13 protein-coding genes are annotated in these 12,370 nt (G+C 65.1%); 3 read left to right on the top strand and 10 right to left on the bottom strand.

The features are described from left to right. Positions 1–11 precede the first annotated feature (11 nt). From AC3G7M_RS12480 to AC3G7M_RS12435, 10 genes are all read right to left on the bottom strand, one after another. The gene (locus AC3G7M_RS12480) at positions 12–656 is read right to left on the bottom strand and encodes a hypothetical protein (protein WP_489212340.1); all 645 of its coding nucleotides are present in this window, start codon (positions 654–656) and stop codon (positions 12–14) included. Positions 657–768: 112 nt separating this feature from the next. After that, the gene (locus tag AC3G7M_RS12475) at positions 769–1,161 is read right to left on the bottom strand and encodes a hypothetical protein (protein WP_489212338.1); all 393 of its coding nucleotides are present in this window, start codon (positions 1,159–1,161) and stop codon (positions 769–771) included. Next, positions 1,145–1,372, bottom strand: a complete 228-nt coding sequence (locus AC3G7M_RS12470; protein ID WP_489212337.1) for a hypothetical protein — start codon at positions 1,370–1,372, stop codon at positions 1,145–1,147. The genes AC3G7M_RS12475 and AC3G7M_RS12470 overlap by 17 nt, the downstream gene beginning before the upstream one ends. 69 nt (positions 1,373–1,441) lie before the next feature. Continuing rightward, on the bottom strand, positions 1,442–1,861 hold the full coding sequence (locus AC3G7M_RS12465; RefSeq protein WP_489212336.1) for a type II toxin-antitoxin system VapC family toxin: 420 nt from the start codon (positions 1,859–1,861) through the stop codon (positions 1,442–1,444). After that, positions 1,861–2,121, bottom strand: coding sequence for a FitA-like ribbon-helix-helix domain-containing protein (locus AC3G7M_RS12460; protein ID WP_489212335.1), 261 nt, complete (start codon positions 2,119–2,121; stop codon positions 1,861–1,863). Before AC3G7M_RS12460 ends, AC3G7M_RS12465 begins: the two co-directional genes overlap by 1 nt. A 52-nt stretch (positions 2,122–2,173) precedes the next feature. Further along, entirely contained in the window at positions 2,174–3,451 is a 1,278-nt protein-coding gene (locus tag AC3G7M_RS12455; RefSeq protein WP_489212334.1) for a threonine/serine exporter family protein, read from the bottom strand. 19 nt (positions 3,452–3,470) lie between these two features. Further along, positions 3,471–4,226 (bottom strand): competence/damage-inducible protein A, encoded by a 756-nt coding sequence (locus AC3G7M_RS12450; RefSeq protein WP_489212333.1) that lies wholly within the window; start codon positions 4,224–4,226, stop codon positions 3,471–3,473. Positions 4,227–4,273: 47 nt separating this feature from the next. Beyond that, positions 4,274–5,302, bottom strand: a complete 1,029-nt coding sequence (locus AC3G7M_RS12445) for a bifunctional GNAT family N-acetyltransferase/(deoxy)nucleoside triphosphate pyrophosphohydrolase (RefSeq protein ID WP_489212331.1) — start codon at positions 5,300–5,302, stop codon at positions 4,274–4,276. Beyond that, positions 5,283–6,518, bottom strand: a complete 1,236-nt coding sequence (gene argJ / locus AC3G7M_RS12440; RefSeq protein WP_489212330.1) for a bifunctional glutamate N-acetyltransferase/amino-acid acetyltransferase ArgJ — start codon at positions 6,516–6,518, stop codon at positions 5,283–5,285. Before argJ ends, AC3G7M_RS12445 begins: the two co-directional genes overlap by 20 nt. A gap of 5 nt (positions 6,519–6,523) precedes the next feature. Then, positions 6,524–7,441 (bottom strand): peptidylprolyl isomerase, encoded by a 918-nt coding sequence (locus tag AC3G7M_RS12435; protein ID WP_489212329.1) that lies wholly within the window; start codon positions 7,439–7,441, stop codon positions 6,524–6,526. Between the two features lie 226 nt (positions 7,442–7,667). Here AC3G7M_RS12435 and secA point away from each other — a divergent pair, with 226 nt between their 5' ends. The 3 genes from secA (at position 7,668) to sigJ (ending at position 12,086) form a co-directional block, all read left to right on the top strand. Beyond that, entirely contained in the window at positions 7,668–10,409 is a 2,742-nt protein-coding gene (gene secA, locus AC3G7M_RS12430) for a preprotein translocase subunit SecA (protein ID WP_489212328.1), read from the top strand. Positions 10,410–10,746: 337 nt separating this feature from the next. Then, entirely contained in the window at positions 10,747–11,190 is a 444-nt protein-coding gene (locus tag AC3G7M_RS12425; protein WP_489212327.1) for a carboxymuconolactone decarboxylase family protein, read from the top strand. A gap of 2 nt (positions 11,191–11,192) precedes the next feature. Next, positions 11,193–12,086 (top strand): RNA polymerase sigma factor SigJ, encoded by an 894-nt coding sequence (gene sigJ / locus AC3G7M_RS12420; RefSeq protein ID WP_489212326.1) that lies wholly within the window; start codon positions 11,193–11,195, stop codon positions 12,084–12,086. Positions 12,087–12,370: the final 284 nt, after the last annotated feature.

Below are 12,370 nucleotides of genomic sequence, written 5' to 3'. Positions count from 1 at the left end.
GCCGCTTGCGATCAATCCACGGACACGTTGAACAGGATCTTCGGCGCGTCGCCATCCGGGAAGAAGATCTGCAACAGGGTTGAATCATCACCGCTAAAGTCCGGCGCGGACCGGTAGGTGATGATCGTGGCCGGGCTGCGCTTGCCGTTGCAGGCATAAGGCGGATCGCCCGGCACATAATGGGGGAATGCGGTTCCCGGCGCGGCATGAACGACGCCATGCTGTGGTGGCACAATCACTTTGACCTCCACCGGTCCGAGAGGCGTGCAGTCAGAGGCCAGCGATGCCGGGCTGGCGAGTATCAAAATCGCCCCGGATGTCGTCGTCTTATGCGTGATGATTTCCCTGGCCTTCGCCATTCTCTCGGTCGATGTCATGGCGACCGCGCTAGTCATGGTTCCGGCGGACGTCATCGTCATGGCGGGTTCAGCCGGTGCGGCTGACGGCTGCACATCCACGGCCGTCGCACGCGAGGCGCTGAGCGCGGCGCTGTCGGTTGTGACATCATTCTGGACGCAGCCACCGAGTGCGAGGAGCACGCAAGCGATGAGGTAGGAACGGACCATCGGAGTCTCCCGGTATGACGTTTCTATCCTGTCATTGTTGCGATAGGCCGGCAACCGGCGCGACGGTCGGCCGCCGGCGCCAAACGTCATTTTTCTCATTCAGTCCGGGCAAATGCAGCTTGTTTTCCACCAGCCACGGATTGGGTAGGCGCATACGGCCGTAAGGTTCGTGAGGATGGGGTGAGTGTCGCTCCGAGCGTCGCTAACCGAGAAGCGATCTCAGCCAGGGACCGATGTCCGGACCCAAGGCTGCGGCAGTGATCACAAGCGCGATCAGGGCGATGGCCATCGTCCACATGCCCGCGATCCCGGGTTTGGTCGCTAGCTTTTCATTTATTTTGCCGATCTCTACGGCCAGCTCAGCCTTCGTCGCCAGATGAGAGAGCTTCTCATCCATGCGTGCCAAGGTCACTTCAATGCGACCGACGGCGCCTTCCAGGGCAGTGATCCGCGTGTCCATACCTCCAGAATCACCCCCTCCACCGCCTTTTTCAAGTGCTTTTGTCGCAAGATCCTGCTTGGCTGAAGCATCAGCGAAGCGGGCGGCCGACTCTGCCATGCGCGCCTTCCACACCTCCTCAGCGCTCGAATTCATTCGCGATCTCTTTGAAGGTATTGTTGATCGCTTCCCGCACCATTTTCGAATCTTCGCGAAATCGTTGCGCTTCTTCGACTTTTGTCTCTGGATCATTCGTCATCGCGACAATCGCCGACTGGGAAATGAGCGACAAAAGTTCCATTTGATTTGAGCTAATATCAGCTAACAGGGACAGAAGCTTGGCCCTTTGTTCAGCCGTTATTTCCACGTCCAATGGCCTACCCCCCGTTAATCGTCGCTTCACCCAATCAGCACTGCACATTCCTTCGGCGTCACGCTAAACCTGCCAAGGATTGATGAGCGGGACACCACAATCGGCGAAGCCGCCGAGGTCACGCGTCACCACGCAGGCGCCGTGAACGCGCGCGACGGCTGCAATCATGAGATCAAAGGACGCCGCCGCCCGGCCAACCTTGCGGCGGGCCGCTAAAATCTTGGCATAGGCAGCCGCCGCTGCGCTATCGAATGGCAATACACGGCCGCCAAATTCTTCGCTGAAGATGGCGTTTGCCGCCTCTTCCAGGGCCAAGCGGCGCCGGCCTTCCGGCATGATGGCGAGGCCGGAAAGAATTTCCGCCTGACAGATCGTCGTTGTGAACAGACCGTCTTCCCGTTCACCCGCAATCCAGGCCGCGACCTCAGGCACCGGCCGGGCGCCCATGATCGCGGAGAGCACGTTGGTATCCAGGATGAACATCAGTCGAAACGGGGTGGATCACGACCGACCATGCGCGGGGGTATTTCAAGATCGTCCGCGCCGCCAAGCGGCTCGAAGCGAGCACGAATACGATCGTAGAGATTGCGCTCAGGCCGCGGGGCAGGCTCCGTCAACACGGTCTGCAGGATGGCGCGGGCCTCTGCTTCCATAGAATGGCCGCGCTCGGCTGCACGCACGCGCAGCTTCTCTTTCAGGGTGGCGTCGAGCTTGCGGATGGTGATGCTGGCATGACTGTTCATCCGTCATACTGTAATCAATGATATCATTGATTACAACTTTTCCGTCTTCCCCTCATCGCTTTCCCTCTATCACCCCCACCAGCCGCGGATTGGCCAGCGCCAGCGGCACGGCGATGCCGATGGTGATGGCACCGGTGATCATCACGACCGTCACAGCCAGCGCGATCGTCGCATCCACCAGACCAGCGGGCGGCGCGCCGCCTGCACCGACGATCTGCATGGCCCCCGCGATGGTGCGAAAGCCGTAGATGCCCGGCACCATGGCGACGACGCCGGGAAAGGCGAAGGTCGCGGCCGGGGCGTCCAGCTTGCGGGCGAAGATCTGCGCCAGGCCCCCGGCCAGCAGCGCGCCGATGAGGGTTCCGAGCACGATGCTGGCCCCCGTCGTCTCCATCACAGCAAGGCGGACGGTGTGGCTGGCGAGGCCGCAGAGCGCCGCCGCCCAGGCCAGGCGCAGCGGCACCGAGAAGAGCAGCACGAAGCCGAGAGCGGCGAGCGCCGCGAAAACCGCATCCTCAGGGATGGGCACGCTGCCCGAAGGAATGTCGATCGGCAGCGGCACGCCCGAGATGACGGAGGCAATCTCCAGCCCCAGGCCGATGGCCGCGATGACAAAGAACGAAAACCCAAGCCGCGCCATGCCGACGCCGGCATGATTGCGCAGCATGTCCTGCACACCGTTGATGAGCGGCACGCCGGGCACGATGACCATGCCGGGGGCGACCAGACAGAGCGCGGTGGTGTGACTGCCGAGCAGCCGAGCACCGAAGCCGCCGAGCACGCCGCTGACGATCGCTGCCAGGAAGGAGACCACAACCGGGCTGAAGCCGCGCTTGCCGGCCTCCTGCCGGACCAGCGTGCCGATGGCGGTCGCGATCCAGCAGGTGAAGAACGCCGCCCAGTCCCCGCCGAAGAGCCGGCTGAGAGAGGCGGCCGTCATGCCCAGCGCGATCGCGACCAGGTAGCGGTTATATTCCGGCGGGCTATGCTCCAGCCGGTCCAGCTCGGCCGAAGCCCGGGCCAGATCGAAGCGCCCATCCTCCACCTTGTGCAGCACATGCAGCGCGGCGGCGGCCTGGCTCATGCCTACATTCATCGCCGGAATGCGGCTGCCGATTTTGGTGGTGAAGCCCTGGGTGGTGACCAGGGTGAGGACCAGCCCCTCATAGGAAATCAGCAGCCGCGCCTCATGCCCCAAGGCGGTCGCGAAACGGCGCACGGCGATCTGCACGCGGCCGGTATCGGCGCCGTTCTGCAGCAGCACGCGGCCGAATTGCAGCAGGCAATGGGCGGCGGCCTCGGTCTCGGCGCTGGTCGGGGTGGCGGCCATGGGCGCGCGCTTTCCCGCGTCAGGCGGCCGGTTCGCCCTGGATCGGCGCGAGGCCGAGCTTTTCCATCAGGGCGGTGACTTCGGCGGTCGCGGCTTCGGCGGCGTCCACATCGGTGCCCTTGGAGACGATGGCCACGCCATGCCCGGCCTCCCGCGCGAAGGGATAGCTGCCGACATCGAGCTGCGGATAGCGCTTCTGCACGGCTTCCAGATCGGCCGCGATGGCGCCTTCCAGCAGGCCGAGCGCATAGACCGCGCGGGAGATGATGGGCGGCCCGCCTTCCAGCGTCGGCGCCAGACAGTCGAACATCGCCTGCATGATGCGCGGCACGCCGGCCATGACATGGACATTGCCGATGGTGAAGCCGGGCGCGGCGGAGACCGGATTTTCGATCAGCGTGACGCCGCGCGGCATCGTCGCCATACGCTGGCGGGCGGCGTTGAACTCACCCTTCGGATAGCGCGCCTCCATGATGGCGAAGGCCTCCGCGTTGATCTCCCACGGCACGCCAAAGGCGGCCGCGATGCATTCGGCGGTGATGTCATCATGAGTCGGGCCGATGCCGCCGGTGGTGAAGACATGGTCGAAGCTCGCCCGCACCTCGTTGACGGTGCGGATGATGGTCTCGGGCACGTCCGGGATGACGCGGACCTCGCGCAGCGGAATGCCGATCTGGCCGAGCCGGCGGGCCAGGAAATTGATGTTCACATCCTGGGTGCGGCCGGAGAGGATTTCATTGCCGATTACGAGCAGGCAGGCGGTTGGATTGGTCATCGGCAGATCCCCTTCTTGGACTCGTCCTGTGGACGTAACGGGGAAGCTTACAGCAGGTCCCGCAGCATGGGGAGCAGCGGACGGTCGGCCGGCAGCATCTGGAAGTCAGAAAGTTCGGCGGCCGTCACCCAGCGGATGGTCTGGCCTTCGCGCGGAGAGGCGATGCCCTGCCAGCGCCGGCAGAGGAAGAGCGGCATCAGCAGGTGAAACTTCTCGTAGGTGTGGGACGCAAAGACAAAGGGCGCGAGGCAGCTGCGCGCGACATCGACGCCCAATTCCTCCCGCAGCTCGCGGATCAGCGCCGTCTCGGGGCTTTCGCCGGGCTCCAGCTTGCCGCCGGGAAACTCCCACAGGCCCGCCATGGCGCGGCCTTCCGGGCGGCGGGCGATGAGGACGCGGCCTTGCGCGTCGATCAGCACGCAGGCCGCGACCAGCAGCAGCGGCAGGCCGCTGGGCGGCGCCATGCTCGCCGTGACCGGCTTGGTCAGATCCGGCACGGGGGCGAGATCGGCCCGCGCGGCCTCGAAAAGCAGAACGGCATGGCTGCCGCCGCCGCGCGACAGGAAGGCTTCCCGCCCCGCGCCGGTCTCGCGAAAGCCGATGGCCCGCAGCACGGCGGTCGAGGCCGGATTGTCGGTGGCGACGGTCGCTTCCACCACATCGAGATCGAGATTGGCCAGCGCCCAGCGCAGCACCCGGCCGGTGGCCTCCCGCGCCACGCCATGGCCCCAGAATTTGCGGCCGACCCAGTAGCCGATGGTGGCGCGCCGGCGGCCGCGCAGCAGTTTCAGCCCGACGGCCCCGACCAGCACCTCCCGCCCCGCTTCCTGGCCGGTGACGGCGAAGTGGTAGGCCTGGCCGTCCAGCCGCTGGGAGACGGAATCGGCGATGAACTGGTCTGCGATCAGGCGCGGATAGGGAAAGGGCACGGTCTGCAGCATGCGGCAGACCTCCCAGTCATTGAGCAGGCGGTGAAGCTGTTCGGCATCATCCGGCGTGATGGCCCTGAGCGTCAGCCGTTCCGTGCTCAGCCGAACGTCCGGCGTGGCCGGCGCCTCAGCTTCGGTAGCTGCCATTGATGTCGATATATCCATGGGTGAGGTCGCAGGTCCAAACCGTCGCGGCACCATCGCCGAGGCCGATATCGACCGTAACCTCAACCTCGCGCCCTTTCATATGGGCGACGACGGGGGCTTCGTCATAACCCGGCACGACGGTGCCGGCGCGCGCCATCCAGGTGCCGCCGACACCGACCGCCAGCCGGTCGCGATCTGCGGGCTCGCCGGATTTGCCGACCGCCATGACGATGCGGCCCCAATTGGCGTCCTCACCCGCAATGGCGGTCTTGACGAGAGGGGAATTGGCGATGGCGAAGGCGATGGTGCGGGCCGATTTTTTCGACACCGCGCCGGTGACGTCAATGCGCACCAGCTTCTGCGCACCCTCCCCGTCCCGCGCGACCTGAAGGGCGAGGTCGAGCAGCAGTTCGTCCAGGGCGCGGCGGAAATCCTTCAAGACCGCGCCGCCCGTCTCAGGCACTCTCGGATTGCCGGCGGCCCCTGTCGCGAACAGCAGGACGGTGTCGGAGGTGGAGGTGTCGCTATCGACCGTCACCGCGTTGAAGCTGGGCTGCACGCCGCGGGACAGAAGGCTTTGCAGGGCAGCCGCGGGAATGGCGGCGTCGGTCGCGATGAAGCACAGCATGGTCGCCATATCAGGCGCGATCATGCCGCTGCCCTTGGCGATGCCGTTGATCGTCACCGTGGTGCCGCCGATCACGGCGGTGCGGGTGGCACCTTTGGGAAAGGTATCGGTCGTCATGATGGCGCGGGCGGCGGCGTCCCACCCATCTTCCACCAAAGTTTCATGCAAGGCGGGCAAGGCGGCGGTGATGCGCTCGGCAGGCAGAACCTCACCGATCACGCCGGTGGAGGCGAGAAAGACCTGCTTCGCCGGACAGCCCGCCAGCGCGGCCGCGGCCTTGGCCGTCGCCTTGACGGTCGCGACCCCGGCCTTGCCCGTGAAGACATTGGCATTGCCGGCATTGACGACCAGCGCCTGGGCGCGGCCGCCATCCAGCGCCGCACGGCACCAGTCGATCGGCGCACCCGGACACTTGTTCTGGGTGAAGACGCCGGCGACGGTGGTGCCGCGGGGAAAGACCATCATCATGAGGTCGGTCCGCCCCTGATAGCGGATGCCGGCCGCCGCGGAGCCGAGGCGGACACCCGCGATCGGACCCATCTCCGGCAGCGGCACCGCCAGCGGAGAGACGCTCGTGATGCTGGCCATGGCGCTTAGTTGGCCGGGGCGGCGGGGGCGGCGCCGGCCGGCGGCAGCGGCGACCCGTCGGGGGCGAATTCCTTCACCGTGACGGCGCTGCGCGCCTGCGTGAGCAGGTTATGAATACCCTGCTGAATCAGCTGGTTGCGGATCTTGTCCTGGACATCAGCGAGGGTCGGTGTCGGGTCGACGCGATGACCCAGAACCTGGATCACATGCCAGCCGAACTGGCTGTGGACCGGCGCCTGGCTGATCTCATTATCCTTCATGGCGAAGGCCGCATTCGCGAAGTCCGGCACCATGTCGGTCTTTTTGAACCAGCCGAGGTCGCCACCATTCACGCTGCCCGGATCGGTGGAATACTTCTTCGCCAGATCGGCGAAATTGGCACCGTTGTCCTTTTGGAGCTGCTTGATGATGTCCTGGGCCTGCGATTCGGAGGCCACCAGGATGTGGCGGGCATGGATTTCCTCGACGCCCGGCTTGTTGGCGTAGTCCTTGTCATAGACCGCCTGGATGGCCGCCTGCGAGATATCCGGGCCGATCGCCTTGCGGATCAGGGCCCCCTGCAGCACCTGCTCGGTGCCGACTTCGATCTGATGCTTGACGCCCGGATCGTTCAGCATGCCGTCCTTGGTGGCCTGAATGGCCATCGCCTTCTGGTCAACCAACTGGTCGAGAAGGATGGGATAAAGCTGCTCGGGCGACATGTTCTGCAGCTGCTGCGGCAGGTTATGCGTCATGTCCTGCATGTCGGACAGATAGATATCCTGCCCGTCCACCGTCGCGATGATGGGGTTCTTCGGCTTGGCATCAGCCGCAGGGGCGGCGGGCGCCGCGCTGCTGGACTGCGCCCGGGCCATGGGCCCGGCCAGCGGAAAAGCGAGGGCCGTACTGGCCAGAATTGCGAGCGTCAAACGAGAAAGGCGCATAAAAACCTCTAATCCGGCGGGTGTGCCAAGGGCGGCGGAGAATGGCCGAAGCGGCGGCCATCCACAAGAAGGGGCGACCATCCGTCATGATAAAGCCACGCGTTGACCCCATCTTGTGGCAGTCCTATCACTGGCACCCCATTTCAGGCTATTGCGGCCCGCCTACTCCAGGGCATTCCGCCAGCCGGCGGCCGGCTTTTGGCCGGCCAACTGACCCAAGGTTCTCATGTTCGGATCTCTCGCCCGCGTCTTTTTCGGAACCAGCAACGAGCGCACGCTCCGCGGCTATCGGCGCATCGTGCCGCAGGTCAATGCCCTTGAACCGCAGATTGCGGCGCTGACGGACGAGGCGCTGCGCGCCAAGACGGCCGAGTTCAAAAGCCGGCTGGAGGGGGGCGAGGGCCTCGACAATATCATGGCGGAGGCTTTTGCCGTGGTGCGCGAGGCGTCCAAGCGCGTCCTCGGCCTGCGCCATTTCGACGTCCAGCTGGTGGGCGGCCTGGTGCTGCATAGCGGCCGCATCGCCGAGATGAAGACCGGCGAGGGCAAGACCTTGGTCGGCACCCTGCCCGTCTATCTCAATGCGCTGTCCGGCCGGGGCGTGCATGTGGTGACCGTGAACGACTATCTGGCCCGCCGCGACGCCGAGACCATGGGCGAGCTGTATTCGTTCCTGGGCCTGTCCACCGGCATCATCGTCCATGGCATGGAAGACAGCCAGCGCCGCGCGGCCTATGCCTGCGACATCACCTACGGCACCAATAACGAATTCGGTTTCGACTATCTGCGCGACAATATGAAATACCGGCTGGAAGACATGGTCCAGCGCGACTTCCACTATGCGATCGTCGACGAGGTCGACAGCATCCTGATCGACGAGGCGCGCACGCCACTGATCATCTCAGGCCCGGCCGAGGACAGTTCCGACCTCTACCGCCAGGTGGACGAGGTCGTGAAAATCCTGGTGCAAGACCCCGAGACCTTCGACAAGGACGAGAAGCAGAAGGCCGTCACGCTCACCGAACCGGGGGCCGAGCGGGTGGAGGAGATGCTGCGCGAGGCCGGCATCATAGAGGAAGGCAATCTTTACGACGTCTTCAATATCTCGATCCTGCACCACACCCAGCAGAGCCTGCGGGCGCATACCCTGTTCACCCGCGATGTCGATTACATCACGCGCGACGACAAGGTCATCATCATCGACGAGTTCACCGGCCGCATGATGGAAGGCCGCCGCTATTCGGAAGGCCTGCATCAGGCGCTGGAGGCCAAGGAACACGTCACCATCCAGCCTGAGAACCAAACGCTGGCCTCCATCACCTTCCAGAACTATTTCCGCCTCTATCCCAAGCTTGCCGGCATGACCGGCACGGCGATGACGGAAGCGGACGAGTTCGAGGAGATCTACAAACTCTCGACCGTCGAAATTCCGACCAATGTGCCGGTTGCGCGCCTGGACGAGAATGACGAGGTCTACCGGACGGCGACCGAGAAATACATGGCGCTGGCGACCCTGATCGCCGAGACGCGCAAGAAGGGCCAGCCGGTTCTGGTCGGCACCACCAGCATCGAAAAGAGCGAAATCCTCAGCGAACTGCTGAAGCGCGAGGGCGTGCCGCATGCCGTGCTGAACGCGCGCTTCCATGAGCAAGAAGCAACCATCGTGTCGCAGGCCGGCGCCCCGGGCGCTGTGACGATCGCGACCAATATGGCCGGCCGCGGCACCGACATCAAACTCGGCGGCAATATCGACATGCGCCGTCGCCTGGAACTGTCGACCATTGCCGACCCGGCAGAATATGCCGAGCGTGACCGCGCCCTGGTCGCGGAAGTGGCGCAGGCGCATGACGCGGTGGTGGCGGCCGGCGGGCTTTTCGTGATCGGCACCGAGCGGCATGAAAGCCGCCGCATCGACAACCAGCTGCGCGGCCGTTCGGGCCGCCAGGGCGATCCGGGGCATTCGCGCTTCTTCCTGAGCCTGGAAGACGACCTGATGCGCATCTTCGGCTCGGACCGGATGGGCGGCATGCTGCAGCGCCTTGGCCTGAAGGATGGCGAGGCGATCACCCATCCCTGGATCAACCGGGCGCTGGAAAAGGCGCAGAAGAAGGTGGAGGCGCGGAACTTCGATATCCGCAAGAATCTGCTGAAATATGACGACGTCATGAACGACCAGCGGCGCGAGGTTTATGCGCAGCGCCGCGAATTCATGATGCTGGAGGATGTGTCCGAGGTCGTCGCGCAGATGCGCAACGAGGTGGTCGGCGAACTCGTCTCCGCCCGCATTCCCGAAAAGGCCTTTGCCGAACAGTGGCAGACGGCGGAACTGGCCGAGGATATCGAGCGCGTGCTGGGCCTGGCTTTGCCGATCGAGGATTGGGGCCGCGAGGAAGGCATCGACGAAAGCCATATCCGCGAGCGGATCGAGGAAGCCGGTGACGCGCTGATGGCGGCGAAAGCCGCCAATTTCGGCCCCGAACTGATGCGCATGGTGGAAAAGTCGCTGCTGCTGCAGACGCTGGACCAGGTCTGGAAGGAGCATCTGCTCAATCTGGACCATATGCGCCAGGGCATCGGCCTGCGCGCCTATGGCCAGCTTGATCCGCTGCGCGAATACAAGTCCGAAGCCTTCGCGCTGTTCGGCGCCATGCTGGAAGACCTCAAGGAGCGGGTGACCGCGACACTGTGCCGGGTCGACTTCACTCAGCCGGCCGAGCCCGTGCCGCCGCCGCCGGGCCTGATGTTTGAGAACAATCCCGAGGACATGCTGAACCAGAGTTTCGGCCATGATACCGGCATGGGGGCGGGGCTGACGCTGGAAGCGACGGCGCCGGTGGAGGTGGCGGGCGGCGCGGTGGCGACGGCGCTGGCCGATCTGCCGGCCTCCTGGCGGGATACGCCGCGCAACGCCCCCTGCCCCTGCGGCTCGGGCAAGAAGTTCAAGCAGTGCCACGGACGGCTGGCGTAAGAGCCTGAGAGAGGCTTCGGCCTCCCGTAAGGCGGTCACCGCCCGTGACGTTCTGGTTCTCGTGAAACCCTTCCGACCTCATTCGGCGTCGTAGGGTGGGCTTAAGCCCACCCTACCTAGGGTGGTGGTGGATATCCCTGGACATCGTCATCCGCGCACTTGTTGCGCGGACCCACCCGTTGCGGCGCCTGTCCCTTTCGGCGCCACGCGGGGTAGATGCCCGCTTGCGCGGGCATGACGCGTTTTTGGGCACGGGCCACTAAATATTTAGCGGCCGCCGTCACATCCGCCCCGGCTGCCTCGTCTTGGGAGTGAACCCCAAACGAGGAGATGCAGAATGCAACCCCGTCTCGATTATTTCGCCGCCGCACCCGAGGTCATGAAGGCCATGGTGGGCCTGGAACGCGCCGTCGTCAGCTCCGGCCTGGAGATGAGTCTGATCGAGCTGGTGAAGACCCGCGCCAGCCAGATCAACGGCTGCGCCTATTGCATCGACATGCATACGCGCGACGCGATCAAGGCCGGCGAGAGCCCGGCCCGGCTGTTTCTGCTCGACGCCTGGCGCGAGGCGCCGTTTTATACGGATCGGGAGCGTGCGGCGCTGGCCTGGACCGAGGCGCTGACGCTGATCGCCGACACTCATGCGCCCGACGCGGATTACGCCGCGCTGACTGAACAGTTTGCGGAGACGGAGATCGTGAAACTCTCCCTGCTGATTGCCACCATCAATGCCTGGAACCGCATCGCCATCGGCTTCCGCTCCGTGCCCGCGGGCCATTGACCATGCCGGCGGAAGCGGCTGCGTCCTTCCTGGCCGTGCGCGCCGACCTCATCGGGCTCGCCTACCGGATGACGGGGTCGCGCGCGACGGCCGAGGATATCGCGCAGGATGTTTTCCTCCGCTGGCAGGACGCTGACCGCGCGGCCATCATCACGCCGCGCGCCTGGCTGATGAAGGCCACGGCGCGGCTGGCCCTCGACCATCTCAAATCAGCGCAGGTGCGGCGGGAGCAGTATGTCGGCCCCTGGCTGCCGGAGCCGGTGCTGGAGGACGCGGCGCCGCCGCAGGAGAGCGCCTATGCGCGGTCCGAATCCCTCTCCATCGCCTTTCTGCTGACGCTGCAACGCCTGTCACCGGCCGAGCGGGCCATCTTTATTCTGCATGATCTGTTCGACACGCCCTTCAGCGAGCTGGCGGCGTTGCTGGGGCGCACCGACGCCGCCTGCCGCCAGATGGCGGTGCGGGCGCGGGCAAGGCTGGGCGAGGCGCAGGTCCGGCAGCCTGCGGCGGCTGAGGATGGCGCGCGGCTGGCGCGGGCCTTTTTTGCCGCCGCGCAGTCCGGCGATGAGGACGGTTTGCGCCGCCTGCTGGCGCAGGATGTGGTGGTGCATGCCGATGGCGGCGGCATCCGCCCGGCCTCCATCAACCTTATCCATGGCGGTGACAAGGCCGCGCGGATGTTCGCGCGCCTGGCCGCCAAGCGCGGCGATGCCGCGCGGCCGCTGCTCTATCTGGGGCGGATCAATGCGGGCCCGGGCTTTGTCACGCTGGAGCCTGACGGATTGCCGCAGGCGACCGTGCTGGATGTGGCCGAGGGGCGCATCACCGCCGTCTATATTATCCGCAATCCTGAGAAACTGCGGTCACTCGCCGGGCAATTGGGCCTCGGCCTGTAGGGCAGGCACACCGCGCGGGACGTTCGATCCTTTCGTTGATAAGTCCTTTTTCGTAGAAGACATCGTCTTTGTCCGTGTGCAGGACGGGCAGTCCCCCTGCCGCGACACGTACAGGCTGTCGGCCTCTCAGTCTGGCTCATGCGCCATCGACCGGGCAAAGCCAGAGACAACAACCCGCTTTGCGCGAATCTTCATCATGCCATGGAAGAACTTCCTCTAACGCCCTAGAATTTTCTGATCGTGACGCATCCCAGGTCAAAGGCGGCGCGACATCGCCGGATTTC

It is taken from the genome of Acidisoma sibiricum, assembly GCF_057837225.1.
This window is presented reverse-complemented; position numbering and strand designations above follow the sequence as displayed.

What these genes read in the sequence shown, in the direction of transcription:
- AC3G7M_RS12480 (WP_489212340.1), bottom strand. Translation starts at nt 656, where the DNA reads ATGACGTTTGGCGCCGGCGGCCGACCGTCGCGCCGGTTGCCGGCCTAT.
- AC3G7M_RS12475 (WP_489212338.1), bottom strand. Translation starts at nt 1,161, where the DNA reads ATGAATTCGAGCGCTGAGGAGGTGTGGAAGGCGCGCATGGCAGAGTCG.
- AC3G7M_RS12465 (WP_489212336.1), bottom strand. Translation starts at nt 1,861, where the DNA reads ATGTTCATCCTGGATACCAACGTGCTCTCCGCGATCATGGGCGCCCGG.
- AC3G7M_RS12460 (WP_489212335.1), bottom strand. Translation starts at nt 2,121, where the DNA reads ATGAACAGTCATGCCAGCATCACCATCCGCAAGCTCGACGCCACCCTG.
- AC3G7M_RS12455 (WP_489212334.1), bottom strand. Translation starts at nt 3,451, where the DNA reads ATGGCCGCCACCCCGACCAGCGCCGAGACCGAGGCCGCCGCCCATTGC.
- AC3G7M_RS12450 (WP_489212333.1), bottom strand. Translation starts at nt 4,226, where the DNA reads ATGACCAATCCAACCGCCTGCCTGCTCGTAATCGGCAATGAAATCCTC.
- AC3G7M_RS12445 (WP_489212331.1), bottom strand. Translation starts at nt 5,302, where the DNA reads ATGGCAGCTACCGAAGCTGAGGCGCCGGCCACGCCGGACGTTCGGCTG.
- argJ (WP_489212330.1), bottom strand. Translation starts at nt 6,518, where the DNA reads ATGGCCAGCATCACGAGCGTCTCTCCGCTGGCGGTGCCGCTGCCGGAG.
- AC3G7M_RS12435 (WP_489212329.1), bottom strand. Translation starts at nt 7,441, where the DNA reads ATGCGCCTTTCTCGTTTGACGCTCGCAATTCTGGCCAGTACGGCCCTC.
- secA (WP_489212328.1), top strand. Translation starts at nt 7,668, where the DNA reads ATGTTCGGATCTCTCGCCCGCGTCTTTTTCGGAACCAGCAACGAGCGC.
- AC3G7M_RS12425 (WP_489212327.1), top strand. Translation starts at nt 10,747, where the DNA reads ATGCAACCCCGTCTCGATTATTTCGCCGCCGCACCCGAGGTCATGAAG.
- sigJ (WP_489212326.1), top strand. Translation starts at nt 11,193, where the DNA reads ATGCCGGCGGAAGCGGCTGCGTCCTTCCTGGCCGTGCGCGCCGACCTC.